General features: G+C 72.8%; 16 protein-coding genes. 4 read left to right on the top strand and 12 right to left on the bottom strand.

What is annotated here, in order from left to right:
- On the top strand, positions 1-1,251 hold the full coding sequence (locus ACIBW6_RS10480; RefSeq protein ID WP_399058857.1) for a styrene monooxygenase/indole monooxygenase family protein: 1,251 nt from the start codon (positions 1-3) through the stop codon (positions 1,249-1,251).
- A 60-nt stretch (positions 1,252-1,311) separates the two neighbouring features.
- Here ACIBW6_RS10480 and ACIBW6_RS10475 read toward each other — a convergent pair whose 3' ends face one another.
- The 4 genes from ACIBW6_RS10475 to ACIBW6_RS10460 form a co-directional block, all read right to left on the bottom strand.
- Complete coding sequence (locus ACIBW6_RS10475) at positions 1,312-2,454, bottom strand: C40 family peptidase (protein ID WP_399058855.1); 1,143 nt, start codon at positions 2,452-2,454, stop codon at positions 1,312-1,314.
- Between the two features lie 135 nt (positions 2,455-2,589).
- Positions 2,590-2,871, bottom strand: coding sequence for a hypothetical protein (locus ACIBW6_RS10470; protein ID WP_399058853.1), 282 nt, complete (start codon positions 2,869-2,871; stop codon positions 2,590-2,592).
- Positions 2,872-2,917: 46 nt separating this feature from the next.
- Positions 2,918-3,643, bottom strand: coding sequence for a TetR/AcrR family transcriptional regulator (locus ACIBW6_RS10465; RefSeq protein ID WP_399058851.1), 726 nt, complete (start codon positions 3,641-3,643; stop codon positions 2,918-2,920).
- A 33-nt stretch (positions 3,644-3,676) separates the two neighbouring features.
- Positions 3,677-4,615 carry a diiron oxygenase gene (locus ACIBW6_RS10460; protein ID WP_399058849.1) on the bottom strand — a complete coding sequence of 313 codons (939 nt, stop codon included), beginning with the start codon at positions 4,613-4,615 and terminating at the stop codon, positions 3,677-3,679.
- A gap of 140 nt (positions 4,616-4,755) precedes the next feature.
- Here ACIBW6_RS10460 and ACIBW6_RS10455 point away from each other — a divergent pair, with 140 nt between their 5' ends.
- Positions 4,756-5,862: a ferritin-like domain-containing protein gene (locus ACIBW6_RS10455; RefSeq protein ID WP_399058847.1), complete on the top strand. Its 1,107-nt coding sequence runs from the start codon at positions 4,756-4,758 to the stop codon at positions 5,860-5,862.
- A gap of 30 nt (positions 5,863-5,892) precedes the next feature.
- On the opposite strand, the gene ACIBW6_RS10450 is transcribed toward ACIBW6_RS10455, so the two are convergent.
- The 5 genes from ACIBW6_RS10450 to ACIBW6_RS10430 form a co-directional block, all read right to left on the bottom strand.
- Entirely contained in the window at positions 5,893-7,365 is a 1,473-nt protein-coding gene (locus tag ACIBW6_RS10450; RefSeq protein ID WP_399058845.1) for a penicillin-binding transpeptidase domain-containing protein, read from the bottom strand.
- The gene (locus tag ACIBW6_RS10445) at positions 7,362-8,771 is read right to left on the bottom strand and encodes an FtsW/RodA/SpoVE family cell cycle protein (protein WP_399058843.1); all 1,410 of its coding nucleotides are present in this window, start codon (positions 8,769-8,771) and stop codon (positions 7,362-7,364) included. Before ACIBW6_RS10445 ends, ACIBW6_RS10450 begins: the two co-directional genes overlap by 4 nt.
- Positions 8,772-8,897: 126 nt before the next feature.
- Positions 8,898-10,502, bottom strand: a complete 1,605-nt coding sequence (locus tag ACIBW6_RS10440) for an ATP-binding protein (protein WP_399058841.1) — start codon at positions 10,500-10,502, stop codon at positions 8,898-8,900.
- Positions 10,499-11,353, bottom strand: a complete 855-nt coding sequence (locus ACIBW6_RS10435) for a hypothetical protein (RefSeq protein WP_399058839.1) — start codon at positions 11,351-11,353, stop codon at positions 10,499-10,501. The genes ACIBW6_RS10440 and ACIBW6_RS10435 overlap by 4 nt, the downstream gene beginning before the upstream one ends.
- 176 nt (positions 11,354-11,529) lie before the next feature.
- On the bottom strand, positions 11,530-11,805 hold the full coding sequence (locus ACIBW6_RS10430) for a hypothetical protein (protein ID WP_399058837.1): 276 nt from the start codon (positions 11,803-11,805) through the stop codon (positions 11,530-11,532).
- Between the two features lie 859 nt (positions 11,806-12,664).
- Between ACIBW6_RS10430 and ACIBW6_RS10425 the strand changes: the two genes are divergently transcribed.
- Positions 12,665-13,468: an NERD domain-containing protein gene (locus ACIBW6_RS10425; RefSeq protein ID WP_399058835.1), complete on the top strand. Its 804-nt coding sequence runs from the start codon at positions 12,665-12,667 to the stop codon at positions 13,466-13,468.
- Positions 13,469-13,481: 13 nt separating this feature from the next.
- Here the strand turns inward: ACIBW6_RS10425 and ligD are convergent, their stop codons facing one another.
- Positions 13,482-14,375, bottom strand: coding sequence for a non-homologous end-joining DNA ligase (gene ligD, locus ACIBW6_RS10420; RefSeq protein WP_399058833.1), 894 nt, complete (start codon positions 14,373-14,375; stop codon positions 13,482-13,484).
- Positions 14,376-14,479: 104 nt separating this feature from the next.
- Here ligD and ACIBW6_RS10415 point away from each other — a divergent pair, with 104 nt between their 5' ends.
- The gene (locus ACIBW6_RS10415; protein ID WP_399058831.1) at positions 14,480-15,556 is read left to right on the top strand and encodes a Ku protein; all 1,077 of its coding nucleotides are present in this window, start codon (positions 14,480-14,482) and stop codon (positions 15,554-15,556) included.
- A gap of 150 nt (positions 15,557-15,706) precedes the next feature.
- On the opposite strand, the gene ACIBW6_RS10410 is transcribed toward ACIBW6_RS10415, so the two are convergent.
- Together ACIBW6_RS10410 and ACIBW6_RS10405 are read right to left on the bottom strand one after the other, a co-directional pair.
- Positions 15,707-16,843: an acyltransferase family protein gene (locus tag ACIBW6_RS10410; RefSeq protein WP_399058829.1), complete on the bottom strand. Its 1,137-nt coding sequence runs from the start codon at positions 16,841-16,843 to the stop codon at positions 15,707-15,709.
- A gap of 214 nt (positions 16,844-17,057) precedes the next feature.
- Positions 17,058-17,507, bottom strand: a 450-nt coding sequence (locus ACIBW6_RS10405; RefSeq protein WP_399058827.1) for an integrase core domain-containing protein, incomplete at its 5' end; no start/stop codon positions are given.

The following is a 17,507-nucleotide window of genomic DNA, read 5'->3' as shown; positions in this document are numbered from 1 at the left end:
ATGTCGCGGAAGATACTCGTCGTCGGAGCCGGCCAGTCCGGCCTCCAGCTCGCCCTGGGGCTCCAGTCCCACGGCTACGAGGTCACCCTGATGTCCAACCGCACCGCCGACGAGATCCGCTCCGGGCGGGTCATGTCGACGCAGTGCATGTTCCACACCGCGCTCCAGCACGAGCGCGACCTCCAGCTCAACTTCTGGGAGTCGCAGGCGCCGCGGATCGAGGGGCTCGGCGTCTCCGTCGCCGCCCCGGGCTCCTTCGACCCCGGCCCCTCGCAGCGCGCCATCGACTGGGTCGGCAAGCTCGACGGCTACGCCCAGTCCGTCGACCAGCGCGTGAAGATGGCCGGCTGGATGGAGACCTTCGCCCAGCGCGGCGGCCAGCTCGTCATCCACGGCGCCGCCGTCTCCGACCTGGACTACTTCTCGCGCACCTACGACCTCGTGCTTGTCTCGGCGGGCAAGGGCGAGCTGGTCTCCATGTTCGGCCGGGACGCCGCGCGCTCGCCCTACAGCGAGCCGCAGCGGGCACTCGCCGTCGCCTACGTGCACGGCCTCGCCGTCCGCCCCGAGCACCCGGACTTCGACGCGGTCCGCTGCAACCTCGTGCCCGGCGTCGGCGAGCTGTTCATCATGCCGACGCTGACCACGTCCGGCCGCGCGGACATCCTCTTCTGGGAGGGCGTCCCGGGCGGCCCGCTCGACGCCTTCAAGGGCATCAAGGACCCCTCCGAGCACCTGGCGCTGACGCTGGAGCTGATGGAGAAGTTCGTGCCCTGGGAGTACGCGCGGGCCACGAACGTCGAACTGACCGACGCCAACGGCACGCTGGCCGGCCGCTACGCCCCCACCGTCCGTAACCCCATCGGCCGGCTGCCCGGCGGCGGCGCCGTGCTCGGCGTGGCCGACGTGGTCGTCGCCAACGACCCGATCACCGGGCAGGGCTCCAACTCGGCGTCCAAGTGCGCGGCCGCCTACCTCGACGCCATCGTCGAACACGGTGACAAGCCCTTCGACGAGGCGTGGATGCAGTCCGCGTTCGACCGGTACTGGCAGACCGCGCAGCACGTCACCAAGTGGACCAACGCGATGCTGGGCGCGCCGCCGGAGCACGTCCTGAACCTGATCGGCGCGGCCGGCCGGCTCCAGCCGGTCGCCGACCGGTTCGCCAACGGGTTCAACAACCCGGCCGACTTCGAGAACTTCTTCTACGACCCGGAGAAGACGAACGCCTACCTGGCGTCGGTCGGCTGACCCGCCCGGCCTGACCACCGAGCCCCCTGCGCCGCACCACCGGCCAGGGGGCTCGTCCGTCTACCGGGCGCCGGGCGCCCCGGCCGCGCCGTACCCCGCGTCGCCGCCCGCCATGGCGCCGCGCGGCAGGGACGGCGGCCGGTACCCGGTCATCGGCCGGGCGCCGGGGTCCGGGCGGACCGCGCCGAGCAGCGGGTTCGCCGCGATCGGCGACACCTTCACCCGCGAGCCGGGCCGCGGCGCCTGGACCACCTTGCCGTCGCCGAGGTACAGCGCGACGTGCGTGGCCCGGGGGAAGTACACGACAAGGTCGCCCGGCCGCAGCCGGGACAGCGGCACCCGCGGCAGCCTCGCCCACTGCTGCTGCGAGGTGCGCGGGATGCGCCGCCCCGCGTGCGCCCACGCCTGCGAGGTGAGCCCGGAGCAGTCGAAGGCGCCCGGCCCCTCCGCGCCCCACACGTACGGCTTCCCGATCTGCCGCACGGCGTACGAGAGCGCGGCGCCGCCCGCCTTGGACGGGGCCCTGGCGGCCGTGCCCAGCGCCCCCGACGTCACCAGGGCCCGCTGCGCGGTCGCCGTGCCGGTGTCCTCCAGGGTGGCCATCTCGGCGAGCCGGCCGGGAGGGAGCGACGCGAGCAGCTCCTCGACGTCCGCCAGCCGGCCGCGCACGGCGTCCCGGTCCTTCCTCCGCTCGGCCGTGAGCCGCAGCTGCCGGTCGAGGGCGGCCCGCGCCCGGGTGGCGAGCCCGTCGGCCTTCCGCTCGGCGCCGACCAGCCGGTCGACGGTGGCCTGCTGCTCCCGCGCGGCCCGCAGGACGACGTGGCCCTGGTCCAGGGCGTGCTGCGGATCGCGGGCCAGGAGCAGCCGCACATAGGGGGAGATGGTGCTGCGCCCCTGGTACTGAGCCCGCGCGAGACGTCCTGCCGCCACCCGGCTGCCGTACAGCGAACCGCGGGCCGCGGCCAGCTTCCGGGCGAGCGCCTCGGCCTCCGCGCGGCGCCGGGCGAGCTGCTCCTCGGTGGCGTTGTACGTCTCGGTGGCCTCCTCGGCCTCCTGGTAGAGCGTCTGCAGGTCCGTCAGCAGCCCGGCGACGGACCGCTCCCCGCCCGTCCCCGGCTCCGGGACCGCGCCCGCCGGCAGCGGCGCCGTCACCGCTCCGGCCACGGCGGCCGCGCACACCCATCGCACCAGCCTGCCTGACACCTCATCACCTCCGGTGCGGGCCGCGCCCTGCGTCCCGCACCGGGAACATCACAGGCGGCGGCCCGGCCCACGCGGCGGGCTGCGCGGTTCGGCCGAACCCGGCCACTCCTCCGGTGGGCGTGTGCCGCGCCGCGTTTACGCGCCGTCGCCCTTACCCGGCCTGGACCAGGGCCACCGCACCCCGCGCTCCACCTTCCCGCCGGGCACGAACGCGTACCGCCACTTCTGCACGAGCCGCACGGCCTTCCCGTCGGGAACGGGCTCACGCACGTACACGAGCACCGTGTCGGGGCCGCCCTGCGCGTCCGGCACCGGCACCTTGTACACCTTGGGCGGATTGCCGGTGGCGGTCACCAGCACCGGCAGCAGCCGCCCGTCGAGGGGCCCGCCGACAAAGGGGATGTCTTCGCTCTTCACGGCGTGATTGTCCCGCACCGGCCGCCCCGGCCGGTGCGGGTGGCCGTCACAGCAGGTGCGCCGCGTCGGCCACCACCGGCAGCACCCGCCGGGCCAGCCGGCCCACCGGGCCGTCCGGCGACTCCAGGGACAGGGCGTGGCGGACGACCCCCGCGGTCTGCGGATCGCGGGCCGCCGTCGCCGTCAGGGCCGCCATGAACTGGTCGACCAGGCCGTCGCGCAGCTCGTCCAGCGGCGGCTGCTTGTCGTCGTCGAGCCAGATGAGGGAGGCCGCCTCCACCGCCGTGATCCACATGCGGACCGTCATCCGCAGCCGCGGCCCCGGGGCGGCGACGGACAGGTGGCTGAGGATGTGCTCGGCGGCGGCCCGCCGGACCCCGTCGACGATCGCGGTGGTCCGCGAGGTCTCCACGACGCTGCCGCCCTGGAGGAGGGCGGCGAACCCCATGTCGTGCTGGTCCACGAAGGCCAGGTAGCGGTCGAGGGCACGGGCCAGACGCGCGGTCAGGGCGCCCGCGGCGGGCTCGGCGAAGCACTGCTCCAGCACGTCCGCCGCGGAGCGGAGCGCAGCCTCGTACAACTGCTGCTTGCCGCCGGGGAAGTAGCGGTAGACGAGCGGCCGGGAGACGCCCGCGGCCTCGGCCACGTCGTCGAGCGAGACCTCCTCGGGGGCCCGGTGCGCGAACAGGGACAGCGCCGCTTCGAGCAGCTGGGCCCGCCGCACCTCGACGCTGAGGCGTTTGTACGCGGGCGTACCGGTTGCCGACGTCATGGCGGGAGCGTATCCGGCCGGTCGCGGTCCGCGTCAGGCCAGCAGACCGGAGGACTTCCACAGCCGGCGGCCCGCGCCACGCAGCACGCCGATGTCGTCCAGGAAGTCCGTCAGCCGCTTCGCGCCGGTCTGCATCACCTCGCGACGGTGCCCGCTCGCCTTGACCTGGGCGACGGCCTCCCGCTTGTCGAGGCCCACGTTCGTGTAGACCTCCGGGTTGATGAAGGCCTCCGAGAAGACGCGGGCGAACTCGCCCGAGGTGAGACGGGTGAACTCCTGCGACCAGCGCGGCGCCGTCACCATCTGGCGGCGCAACTCCTCACGCGCGTACCGGACATGGCGCGCCTCCTCGACCACATGGATACGGGTCACGCCGCGCACCAGGCTCTGCACGCGCTCGTCCGGGAACGTGAGCCGCTGCATCCAGTCGAGGATCTCCTCACCGAGCAGCGTCGCCGTGAACGAGCCGGGCGTGGTGGAGACCGTCTTGAAGAGGCGGCCCAGGGAGTGGTGGACGCGGGCCACCGGGTAGTGCGGGGTCTCGCCGCGCGTGATGAGCCGCGCGAACATCTTCGAGTGCCGGCACTCGTCCTCGATCTCGGTGAGCGCGTACCGCACGTGCGCACTCGTCGCCGACTTGTCGTAGACGTGCCGCACCAGCAGCTGCATCAGGATCAGCTCGAACCAGATGCCGAGGGAGGCGAGCGCCGCGGCCTCGTGGCGGGAGAGGTCGATCCGCTGCTCCTCGCTCATCCGCCGCCACAGCGGGGTGTCGTAGAGCGAGACCAGCTCCGGCGGCCAGAACCACTTGCCCTCCTCGAAGGGGGCCTCCCAGTCCAGCTCCTTGTCCGGGTCGAAGGAGTGCCGGGCGGATGAGTCGAGCAGCCGCTCGGCCACCTGCTCCCGGTCCTTGAGCAGTCCGAGCGCGTCGCGCAGCCCCGCCGGCAGGTCGGCTTCCGTCGTGGTCGTCATCGCTGACTCCTCGTCCCTGTAGCGGAGTTACCGGCAGTCACGTGCGTGCCCCTCTTATGAGACTGCGCGTCAGCAACGGGCGTCAATCCCCCGTGTGCGACTTGTTGACCGGGCGTCTACCACCGTGTGAGCCTGCCCATATGTCGACGCACGAGCTGTACACCAGGGCCCCGGACGAGCCCAACTGGTCGATCCCGTCGACCGGTTCGGCCCGCTTCAGCTGGGAATACGACGACGGACGCGACCGCCTGCTGGCCCTCTACCAAAAGGGCAAGGACAAGCAGTGGGACGGCGCCAGGCGCATCGACTGGGAGCTGGAGGTCGACCCGTACGACCCCCTCGGCACCCCGGACGAGGCGATGTCCCTGTACGGCACGCCCCACTGGGCGAAGATGACGGAGAAGGACAAGGGCGAACTGCGCAAGCACTACGCCTCCTGGCAGTTCAGCCAGTTCCTGCACGGGGAGCAGGGCGCGATGGTCTGCGCGGCGCGCATCGTCGAGTCCGTCCCCGACCTCGACGCCAAGCTCTACTCGGCGACCCAGACCATGGACGAGGCGCGGCACGCCGAGATCTACGGCCGCTTCCTCCACGAGAAGATCGGCATGCTCTACCCGATCAACGACAACCTCCAGGCCCTCCTCGGCGACACCCTGCGCGACTCCCGCTGGGACATGCCCTACCTCGGCATGCAGGTCCTCATCGAGGGCCTCGCGCTCGCCGCGTTCGGCATGATCCGCGACACCACCGACAAGCCGCTGCCCAAGCAGATCCTCGCCTACGTCATGCAGGACGAGGCCCGCCACGTCGCCTTCGGCCGGATGGCGCTGCGCGACTACTACAAGCAGCTCACCGACGCCGAACTGCGCGAACGCGAGGAGTTCGTCATCGAGGGCTGCTACCTGATGCGCGACCGGCTGCGCGGCGTCGAGGTCCTGGAGGACTTCGGCATCCCCAAGGACCAGGCCGACGAGTACACCGAGCAGTCCGAGCTCCTCGCGCTCTTCCGCCAGCTGCTGTTCTCGCGGATCGTGCCGTGCGTCAAGGACATCGGCCTGTGGGGACGGCGCCTCCAGCAGGCCTACGTCGACATGGGCGTCTTCGAGATGGGCAACGCCAACCTCGACGCGCTCATGACCGAGGACGAGGAGATCGCCGAGAAGCTGGACGCCGAACGCTTCGCGGCCGAGGAGCACGAGCGGGTCGCGGAGGTGGAGGCCGCGATCAGGGCGGGCGCGCAGGACTGACCCGCGCGGGCGGGCGGGGAGCCGGCCCGGTCACCGGTCGGCGGAGGCGAGTACGGCCTCCATCACCGACCGGGCGATCGGCGCCGCGCTGCCGCCGCCGCTGATGTCCGCCCGGTCCGCCGCCGCGTCCTCGACCACCACCGCCACCGCGACCTGCGGGGCGGAGGCGGTGCGGTCCTGGGCGTAGGAGAGGAACCAGGCGTACGGGACGCCCTCGTTGCGCACCCCGTTCTGCGCCGTGCCCGTCTTGCCGCCCACCGTCGCCCCGGAGATCCGCGCGTTCGTACCGGTGCCCTCCTCCACGACGTCGACCATCATCCGCTGCAACCGGGACGCCGTGTAGGACGACATGACCTGCTTGTAGGTCCTGCTGTCGGTGGTGGCGACCGTGGAGCCGTCCGCGGCCGCCGTCCTCTCCACCAGGTGCGGGGCCATCAGCGTCCCGCCGTTGGCCACGGCCGCCGCCACCATCGCCATCTGCAGCGGCGTCGCCGCCGTGTCGTACTGGCCGATGGAGGAGAGCGCGAGCTGCGAGGCGTTCATGTCGGTGTCGAAGGTGGAGGTGGCCGCCGTCATCGGGATCTTGACGCCGCCGTCGTTGAAGCCGAACTTCTCCGCCGTCCGCACCATCCCCGCAAGACCCACCTGCACCCCGAGGTTGGCGAACACGGTGTTGCAGGAGACCCGCAGCGCGTACTCCAGACTCGCGTCCTCGCAGGCGTCGGAGGAGGACTCGTTGGTCAGCTGCGTGGTGGTGCCCGGCAGTGTGTAGGGCGAGGGGGTGTCGGTCTTCGCCGACGGGCCGTCGACCACCTCGTTCTCCAGCGCCGCCGCCGCCGTGACCACCTTGAACGTCGACCCCGGCGGATACGTCTCCCGCAGCGCCCGGTTGAGCATCGGCTGGTCCGGGTCGCCGGTCAGCCGCGACCACGCGCCGGTCGTCGCCGCACCGGTGCCCGCGATGTCCCCGGGGTCGTAGGACGGGGTGGAGACCAGCGCCAGGATCTTCCCGCTGGACGGTTCGACGGCCGCGACCGCGCCCTTCCTGCGGCCGAGCCCCGCGTACGCGGCCTGCTGCGCGGCGGCGTCGACGGTGGTCTCCACTTCGCCGCCGGGCTCCTGCGAACGGGTGATCTCGTTCCAGAACGGGATCGTCGCGAGCAGCGGATCGGTGCCGGACAGGATGTCGTCCTCGGCGCTCTCGACGAACGTCGTGCCGTACGTCTGCGAGGCGTAGCCGGTCACCGGCGCGTACAGCGGGCCGTTCTTGTACGTGCGCTCGTAGCGCAGCGACTCCCCGGTGTCCCGGGACCCGGTGATGGTCCGGCCGTGGACGAGGATGTCGCCGCGCCGCTGGTCGTACCGCTCGATCATGGTGCGGCGATTCGCCGGGTTGTCGTCGAGGGACTGCGCCTGAAAGACCTGCACGCGGGCCGCGTTGACCAGCAGCGCGACCAGCAGGAGCAGGCAGAACGCCGAGGCGCGGCGGATGTACGTGGTCACGGGGCGGCCTCCTGCGGCACGGCGGGCCCGGCCGCGGGGGCCTGGGCCGGCAGCGCGCCGCGGGCCCGGTCGCTGACCCGGACGAGGATCGCGACGATGACCCAGTTGGTGACGAGGGACGAGCCGCCCTGCGCGAGGAACGGCATCGCCATGCCGGTCAGCGGGATGAGCCCCATGACGCCGCCCGCGATGACGAAGACCTGGAGGGCGACGATCGACGCGAGCCCGATCGACAGGAGCCGGCCGAAGGGGTCGCGCAGCGCGAGGCCCGCCCGGTACCCCCGCTCCACCAGCAGCGCGTACAGCAGGAAGATCGCCGTCAGCCCCGCCAGACCCAGCTCCTCACCGGCCGTCGCCAGGATGAAGTCGGACTTGGCCGCGAAACCGATCAGCACCGAGTGGCCGAGCCCCAGGCCCGCGCCGAGCATGCCGCCCGCCGCGAACGCGAAGAGCGACTGCGCCAGCTGCCCCGCCCCGTCGCCCGCGTCGATCGAGGCGAAGGGGTGCAGCCAGTCCTGCACCCGGCCGTGCACGTGGGGTTCGAACGACGCCACGACGAACGCGCCGGCCGCGGCCAGCAGCAGCCCGATCGCGATCCAGCTGCCCCGGCCCGTGGCCACGTACAGCATCACGACGAACAGACCGAAGAAGAGCAACGAGGTGCCCAGGTCCGTCTCCAGCACCAGCACACCCACGCTGAGCAGCCAGATCGCCAGGATCGGGGCGAAGACCCGCATCGTCGGCAGCTGGAGCTTCCAGATCTTCCTGCCGGTGTACTTCAGCGCGTTGCTGTTGGCCGCGAGGTAACTGGCGAAGAAGACCGCGAGCAGGATCTTGGCGAACTCACCGGGCTGGATGGAGAAACCGCCGATCCTGATCCAGATCCGCGCACCGTTCACGGCCGGGAAGAAGATCGGCAGGATCATCAGGACGAGAGCCGCGACGACACTCAGGTACGCGTACCGCTGCAACACCCGGTGATCGCGCAGGAAGAGCACGACCCCGATGAACAGCCCCACCCCCAGCGTCGACCAGACCAGCTGGGTGGGGGCCGCCTCGTCGCTCGGGGTCGACAGGTCCAGGCGGTAGATCAGGACCAGCCCCAGACCGTTGAGGAGCACCGCGATGGGCAGCAGCAGCGGGTCCGCGTACGGGGCGCGGAAGCGGACGGCGAGGTGAGCCAGGAGCGCGAGCACCCCGAGCCCCGCGCCGTACCCGGCGGCGCCCGGCGGCACGGAGCCGTTCTTGGCGAGGCCCACGTCGCAGTAGCCGAACACGCTCAGCAGCACGGCCAGCAGGATCAGCGCGAGCTCCGTCCCCCGCCGCCGGGGAACGCGGACGGCGGGCACCGACGGCGGCGCCTGCGCCCCCGCCGGCGTTCCCGCCGCGCCCCTGGAACCGGTCATGGCGGGAACGTAGCAAGCCCGCCCGCGATATCCGGTTATGTCGCCCCCGGTGAGGCGGGCGCGGCGCGGGTCGCCGGGCGGGCGGGTCCGAGGTGAGCCGGGGCCCGGCGGGGGGTCCGGGGCTGGTCAGGCCGGTGGGTCCTCGTACGGCAGGGTCAGCGTGGCCAGGGCCCCGCCGCCCGGCGCGTTGCTGAAACGCAGCTCCGCGCCCAGGATCTCCGCCTGCCCCAGCGCGATGGTCAGCCCCAGCCCGTGCCCCCGTGCCCCGCCCTCCGTGCGGAACCGCTGCGGCCCGTGCTCCACGAGGTAGTCCGGATACCCCGCACCGTGGTCCCGCACGGTGATGACCGGCCCGTCCACCGTCAGCTCGACGGGCGGGCCGCCGTGCCGGTGCGCGTTGGCCACGAGGTTGCCCAGCACCCGCTCCAGCCGCCGCCGGTCGGTCACGACGCACACGTCCCGAACGACGACGACCGTGGCCCGGGGGCCGGGCTCGGGCGGGGCACCGGCGCCAAACCCTGAATCGGCACCGGTGCTGGGCCCTGACCCGGCATCAGACCCGTGCCCAGCCCCGGACCCCGCCCCGGCCCCGGGCCCTGACCCGGCATCGGACCCGTGCCCAGCCCCGGCCCCGGACCCCGACCCGGCATCGGACCCGTGCCCAGCCCCGGACGCCGGCTCGGCACCAGCGCTGGACCCGGTCCCGGCAGCCGCACCCGTACTCACCCCCACCCCGGACGCCCGCAGCACCCGCTCCGCCACCGGCCCCAGCCACGTGTCGTCGAGCTCCACGCGCTCACTGCGCGCGTCGAGCCGGGAGATCTCCAACAGGTCCTCGGTGAGCGTGCGCAACGCGGCGACCCGGTCGCGCACCAGCTCGGTCGGACGGCCCGGCGGCAGCAGCTCGGCCGCCGCGTGCAGCCCGGTCAACGGCGTCCGCAACTCGTGCGCCACGTCGGCCGTGAACCGCTGCTCGGTGAGGATGCGGGACTGCAAGGACGCCGCCATGCTGTCGAGCGCCCCGGCCACCGCGGCGACCTCGTCCTGGTGCCGGCCCGGGTCCCCGGTCCGCGGATCGTCGACCCGCGCGTCCAGATCGCCCGCGCTGATCTTGCGGGCCACCCGGGCCGTGGTGTGCAGGCGGCGTGTCACCCGGGTCACCGCGAACGCGCCGACCAGCAGCGTCGCCCCGATGGCCAGCGCCGACGACCCCAGGATCGCCTGATCGAGGCCGTCGATGGTGCGCGCCCCCTGCGAGTAGTCGATCTGCACCCCGAGCGCCTTGCCGCCCGCCGCCGGGCCCGCCGCCCACATCGTGGGGTGCTTGTCGTGGCCGCCGACCATCGTGCCCCGCTCCCCGCTCACCGCGAGCCGGCGCAACGACGCGGGCAGCCCGGCCGGATCCACGGCCGCCCCCGGCCCGAGCCGCCCGCCCGCCCGGAACGCCTCCGTCGCCTCGTCCAGCCGCGCCAACGCCCGCTGCCGTGCCTCCCGCACCGTCTGATCAGTGACGGAGACGTGCACGAGGATGCCAAGCAGCGCGGCGAGCGCACAGCAGATCACCGCGAGGAACGCTGCCGCCTTCCACGTCAGCGAGGCGGTCCAGGCGGGCAGCCGGGGTCGCCGCGGTCGGCTCGGTCGCCGCGACCCGAGCGACCGGAGCGAACGTCGCGACGGGCCCGGTCGGGGCGGTCGAGGTGGCTGCGGCGGGTGCGGCGGTTGAGGCGTCATGGCCCGCTCGCCGGGACGGACGGGCGTGCCGCGGGAGGCGTCGCCGAGGGCGTGGCGGACGGTGAGGGCGAGGCAGGGAACCAAGCGACGTCCCCGCCGGAACCCGGGCCCGGAGCGGGGGACGCGGACGTCGCGTCCCGCGACGGAGTCTCCGACGGGGTCTCCGGCACGGGCGTGGTCGGCGGCCCGGTGCGCACGATCTCGTCCCGCGTCGGCAGCATGGCCCGCTGCTGGCTGTCGTAGGACCACGAGGTCCGGTACTCGTAGCCGGACAGGTCGGCGACGGCGCGGACCACCACGCTGCGGTCGGCCAGCTGCACGCTGATGACCGCGTCCTCGTCGTTCATGATCTGGGTCAGCTTGCCGTCCGCGTACATGTAGACCCGGACCAGCAGCTGGCCCTTCGGGGCCCGCACGCCGACGACCATGTCCGCCTTGCCGTTGCCGGTCAGATCCGCGTAGTAGGCCCGCAGCACCGGGCAGTCCGGCCCCTCGGCGCCCGGGTCGCCGCAGTCGGCCAGGCCCTTCTTGATGTCCTCGTACGTGTCGGGGTCCGCGGCGGCCTGGGCGCGGATGACCGCCACCGGGTCCACCGTGCGCAGGTCACCGCCCGGCACCGGGACACCCTTGACCACCTGGGTCTCACCCGCCCCGTAGTCGTCGGCGGGCGCGGACGCGGGGGAGAGCGACGGCCACAGGTGGCGCGGGCCCACCGCCGTCGGGGTCGGACCCGCCCCTTCGAGCCCGCCACGGGCACCGCAGCCGGTGAGGAGAAGGGCACCGGCGAGCGCGGTGAGTCCGAGCGCGGCGAGTCGTGCGACGGCGGGAAGACCGAAGCGCCTGGGGGTCACTGCACTCCTGCCTGCTTGAGGGCCGTCCGCTGCGTCCACCCTATTGGTGAGGGAGTCCCTTGCATTTTCCTGGTGGGGACGGGGTCGGCGCATGTCGAGCCGGAGACGCGGGGCCCCGCGGCGGCCTCGCCCGGGGCGGGTCAGCCGTCCGCGCGGGCGGCCTCGTCCGCGGCGGGTCAGCCGTCCGCGCGGCCCCGCCGGACGGTGGAGTACACCAGACCGGCGGCGCCGGCCGCCGCCATCGCGCCGCCTGCTATCAGAAAGTACGGATTGGCCGATATGCCGTCCGAGGCGGCGGCGGCAGGGCGCTCCGGGGAGTCGGACCCGGCGCCGGTCCGGAAGCCGGTCGGCACCGGGGCGTGCGTCTGGCTCCGCGCTTCCTCCTGGGCCGGCGCGGCCACGGAGGCCGGGCCGGTGTGTCCAAGGGAGTCCGCGAACGCAGCCGTGGGCACCAGAACCGCTCCACCCAGAGCGGCGGTGACCACGGCACTACGGATGAGGGCGGGGCGCATGGGGACTCCGATCGTCGGGAGGCATCCGTTCTGACCCCATAACCGTAGGAGCCGGGCATCACGGCGATTCGGCGGCTGTGTAACAACGTCCCGGCACTCTGCGTATCCAGCGCGGTCGGCGCACCCGGCCGCACTCAGCCGCACTCAGCCGCACCCGGCTGCACCCGGCCGCACCCGGCGCACTCAGCCGCACCCAGCCGCATCTCAGCGCACCCAGCCGCACCCAGCCGCACCCAGCGCACCTCAGCGCGTTCTGCGCACCGGCGCGCTCAGCGCATCCCGTGGACTCAGCGCACTAAGCGCACCCAGCGCACCCAGCGCACCCAGCGCACCCAGCGCACCCAGCGCACTCGGCGTACCCCGCGCGCCCCGCGCACTCCGCGCTCCCCATGGCCGAAGTATTTTTCCGCAGTCCCGTCACCCTCACCATCCCGTCCACGCCCACACCCTCCTCACTCCGGCCCGCTCTGCCGCCCCTGCCCGCCCCCACCCCGCCCGCGCCTCCGCCACCCCACCCGCCCGCGCCGCCACCCGCCTCTCCGCCACCCCGGCAACCAACCCGTGGCCACGCCGGCGACCCCTTCTGTGCCCCCCGTCACCGGCGCCGTCGTCGACCCCCGTACGCCACCCCACCACCCTCGCCCGGGCGGCAGCCGAAGGGCAGCCGAAGGGCAGTCCAACGGAACGACAGCCTCCACCGGTCACGCGAAAGGCGCGGGGGCGTCCGCACCACGACGGCCATGCGGGCTTCTTGCCCTGCGGCGGGCTTGCTGCTCCCATGGTCAGGGGGTGATGGGGCATGAACGGACTGCGCGTCGTACCGACCTGGCGTCACGGTCAGGAGCGGCTCTACGTCTACGGGGAGGACGGCCGGAGCGTCGCCTGGTACGACCGGGAGTCGGGCCGGGTCAACCTGCTCAGCGAGTCGGGCCGGGAGGCGGTGCTCAGCGCGCTGCAGCCGTTCATCGCGGGGCCCGTCGCCGTCGGGCCGCCGCCGGTGCCGACCCCGGCCGAGCTGGCCCGGCTCAGCCTCCACCCGGACGACGACCTCGCGCCGAACCGTCCCGGCGAGGCCCTCGTGATCGCCCTCGATCGGGCCCCGGCCCCCCAGCGCAGGCTGCGCGGCGATCCGCGCCGCCGGGCCCTCGCCGCGCAACAACTGGTCGGCGAGGCGCTCGACGGGCTGGAGGGAGCGGGCTGGCGGACCCTGCACTCGGTGCCGCTGCCCGGTGGCTCGTACATCCACCACTTACTGATCGGCCCCGGTGGGCTGTTCGCGCTGCACGTCCTGCCCGCGCACCGGCAGCGGGTACGGGTCAGCGACCCGATGGTCGCCGCCGGCCGGGGCGAGCCGCAGCCGCTGCTGCGCAGGGTGCGGGCGGACGCGTCGCGGGCGTCGTTCGCCCTGACGGCCGAGGTGCGGGCGGGCCTGGTGCTGGTGGAGCCGTCCGTGCTGGACGTCCAGACCCCGCCCCGCGGCGTACGCCTGCTGACCGCCACGGAGCTCCTCGGCCTGGCCCGCGCGGGCGGCCTCCTGAAACCGGCGGACGTAGAGGCACTGCACGCGATGGCCCGGGACCGGGGGACGTGGGGGCGGGTCTGAGCGGCGCGGGGTCTCACGAGGGCAGCTCGCCGGCCCGGCCGGGTTCGGTCAGCGGCCCGAGCAGATCCCCGTACCGGTCGAGCCGCGCAGGTATGTCGCCGGCCAGGAACACCAGGTCACGGCCGTCTCCCCGGTCCTGGCAGGCCTCGACCTCGTCCCAGGTGACCGGGGTGGAGACGGTGGGCTCGGCGCGGGCCCGCAGGGTGTAGGGGGCGGCGGTCGTCTTCGCGGCGGAGTTCTGGCTGTGGTCGACGAAGACCTTGCCGGGGCGCAGGCTGCGCGTCATCCGGTGCACCACGAGGTGCGGCAGCGCGGCTTCGGCCTCCTGTGCGAGCGCTTTCGCGTAGGCGCTGGCCCGTTCGGACGGGGCGGGGACCAGGGGGACGAGAAGGTGCAGCCCCTTGGACCCGGAGGTCTTCGCGTAGGAGTGCAGACCGTCGGCCGAGAGCCGTTCGCGCAGCCAGAGGGCGACTTCGCAGCACTGCACGATGTCGGCCGGCGCCCCCGGATCCAGATCGAACACGAGGCGGTCGGCCCGCGCCGGCGCGTCGGCCCGCCATTGCGGGGTGTGGAACTCGGTGACGAGGTTCGCCGCCCACATCAGCGTGGCCAGATCCTGGACGAGGACCTGCCGGGAGACGCCGTCGGACCGCGACACCTCCGCCGTCTTCACCCAGGCGGGTGTCCCGGGCGGCACGTTCTTGGCGAAGAAGTGCTGGCCGTCGGGCCCGTCGGGGAACCGGAGGAAGGAGATCGGGCGGTCCCTCAGGTGGGGGAGCAGGGCCTGCGCCGTCGTCGCGTAGTAGTGCAGCAGCTCGCCCTTGGTGAAACCGGAGGCCGGGTAGAGCACCTTCTCCAGATTGCTCAGCGGCAGCCGCCGTCCCTCGACTTCTGTGATGGGCGTCATACCGTAATACTCTGACATTCCTCGCAGAACGCCCCGATCGGCCACCCCCTCGGCCACCCCCACAACGGCTCGGCACGGCGGCCACGACGGAACGGGAGGATCTCGTGCGCTCCATCTGGAACGGCGCCGTCTCCTTCGGCCTGGTCAGCATCCCGATCAAACTGATCAACGCCACCGAGAACCACGCGGTCTCCTTCCGCCAGGTCCATCTGGAGGACGGCGGCCGCATCCGCTACCGCAAGGTGTGCGAGCTGGAGGACAAGGAGGTCGCGTCCGCGGAGATCGGCAAGGGGTACGTGGACGACGACGGGGCGGTCATCCCGATCACCGACGAGGACCTCGCGGCGCTGCCCAGCCACACGGCGAAGACGATCGAGATCCTCGCGTTCGTCCCGGCGGACCGGATCGACCCGCTCCAGATGGACACGGCGTACTACCTCTCGGCCAACGGCGCGCACGCCACCAAGCCGTACACGCTGCTGCGCGAGGCGCTGCGGCAGAGCCAGAAAGTGGCGATCGCCAAGTTCGCCCTGCGCGGGCGCGAGCGGCTCGGGATGCTGCGTGTCGCGGGTGACGTGATCGCCCTGCACGGGCTGCTGTGGCCGGACGAGATCCGCTCGCCGCAGGAGGTCGCGCCCGACACCCACGTCACGGTGCGCGACGCCGAACTCGATCTGGCGGACGCCCTGATGGACACGCTAGGCGAGGTCGACATGGCGTCCCTGCACGACGACTACCGGGCCGCGGTGGAGGAGATGATCGCGGCGAAGGTGGCCGGTGAAGGCGTGACGGAGACGCCGTCGGCCCCGGATTCCGGGGGCAAGGTGCTCGACCTGATGGCCGCGCTGGAGAGCAGTGTGCGGGCCGCGAAGAAGGCGCAGGGGGAGCCCGGCGCCGACGGAGACATGGCCGAGGTGACTTCGATCGCGGGCCGCTCCCGGAAGAAGACGGCGCCCCGGAAGAAGGCGGTGCCGCGGAAGGAGACGGCGCCGCGGGACAAGACGGGCAAGAGTGCGGAACCGTCCGCGAGAAAGGCGGCGACGCCGAAGGCAGCCGCGAGGGCAGGCACGAAGGTAGGTGCGAAGGCGAGCGTGGCGAAGAAGCCTGCGCCGGCGGCTACGAAGAAGAAGACGGCGTCGGCGGCGAAGAAGAAGCAGCCCAGGAAGAGGACGTCGGCCTGAGAAAACGGTGTGAGGGTGGGCCCGGGCCCACCCTCACACCGTTTTCTCAACCTGCGAAGCAGCTGAAGTCTCGGCCGACCGATCCGGTCACGCCGGCAGTCAATCCGGGTACGCCGGCGGTCAATCCGGGCACGTCGACGATCGCTCCGATCACCGCCGCCGGGCCACCGCCGCGGCGTCCCGCCGGAAGGCCCACTCCATCTTCGGTTCCATCACGAACCGGAACATCCGCTGCACCGGGGGCGTGCACAGCGCGGTGATGACGGACGCGGCGATCAGAGTCACCCCGATCTCACCGAGCGGCGTGTGCACCCATTGCGCGTCGTACCAGTCCCAGAACCGGGAGCCCTTGGCCAGGAAACCGTGCAGCAGGTAGCCGTACAGCGTGCCGGCGCCGAGGGCGGTCACCCAGAGCTTGCGCCCGGGCACCCAGGCCAGGAAACAGGCGACCAGCAGCATCGAGCAGCCGAACATGGCGAGCGTCATCACGACGCCGCTCCAGCCGGGCGCCGCCAACTCCTGCGCGCTGTCCCGCCGGTAGAACCAGGCGGCGTTCATCCGCGGCGCGGCCCAGTAGGCGAACAGCAGTGCGGCCGCGAACACCGGCACCGCCAGGAGACGCGCCTCCCGCCGCCGCACCAGCCGGAAGTGCTCCGGCTTGAGACAGAGGCCGAGGACGAAGAAGGGCAGGAACTGCAGGACGCGCTGCAGGTCCAGGTCGTCACCGATGTCGGGGGAGACCGAGGCGAGGACCGCGACGGCGAGCGCCACCGGCAGCGGCCAGCGGATCACCTTCCACAGCGGTGTGCTCAGCCGCCACACGAACAGGGCGATCAGGAACCACGTCAGGTACCAGGGGTCGAGCAGGCTGAAGGGGTAGTCGGGGTCGTCCCCGGCGGTCCGCTTGAACAGCGTGTAGGCCACCTCGAAGACGACGTACGGCACGGCCACCCCGGTGACCAGCCGCTTCAGCCGCTCCGGGGTCGCGTCGAAACTGCGCGAGAAGTAGCCGGAGATGACGATGAACGCCGGCATGTGGAAGGCGTACACGGTCATGTACAGGGCGGACGCGGCCCGACTGTCCCCGCGCAACGGCTCCCAGGCGTGCCCCATGGCGACCAGCACGATCGCCAGGTACTTGGCGTTGTCGAAGTACGCGTCCCGCTTCTTGCCGGGCTTGGCCCCGGCGGCAGGGACCGCCCCGCGGCTGACGGGCGGGGCGGCTCCATCGGCGCGCTGCGCGGGCAGCGGCGCCCGCGAGCTGACCAGCCTTACCGGTTCGCTCACGATCCCTCCCGCGTGGAACCCCGACTCCCGAATTCGCGTCTTCTCAGGTTTGCGGGATTCAAGTGGCTGCGCGACATCCCACGCACCGTAGTCACCCACGGAGGCACGCGTAAACCTGCGCTGGCCATGGGTGGCGCCTGTCACACGCGTCTGGGCGACGGAACGGGACATTGGCCACAAGCCGGATGCCGGCCGGCTACGAGTGGGTGCCGTCCTAGTTGTACTGCCCCGTGAGGTTGGGGACGCGGCTGGCGGGTGGTTGGCCCGCGAGCGCGGTGTGTCCGCGGTGGTGATTGTAGGTGTGCAGCCAGCCGGGGAACGCCTCGCGTCGTTCGGCTTCCGTCCGGTAGGGGCGGGCATAGGCCCACTCGTCGAGCAGGGTGCGGTTGAAGCGTTCGACCTTGCCGTTCGTCTGCGGGCGGTAGGGCCGGGTTCGTTTGTGGGTGATCCCGGCCGCTGCCAGCAGGCCGCGCCAGTCGCGGGAGCGGTAGCAGGAGCCGTTGTCGGTCAGGACTCGCTCGACCGTGATCCCGCATCCGGTGAAGTAGGCGTGGGCCCGGCGCCAGAAACCGGTGGCGGTCTCCTTCTTCTCGTCGGTGAGGATCTCGCTGTAGGCCAGGCGGGAGTGGTCGTCGACGGCGGTGTGCAGGTAGCTGTAGCCGGC

Source organism: Streptomyces sp. NPDC049813 (genome assembly GCF_044465085.1).
Taxonomy (GTDB): Bacteria; Actinomycetota; Actinomycetes; order Streptomycetales; family Streptomycetaceae; genus Streptomyces.
The sequence above is the reverse complement of the archived record's forward strand: the minus strand, read 5'-3'. Positions and strand labels throughout refer to the sequence as shown.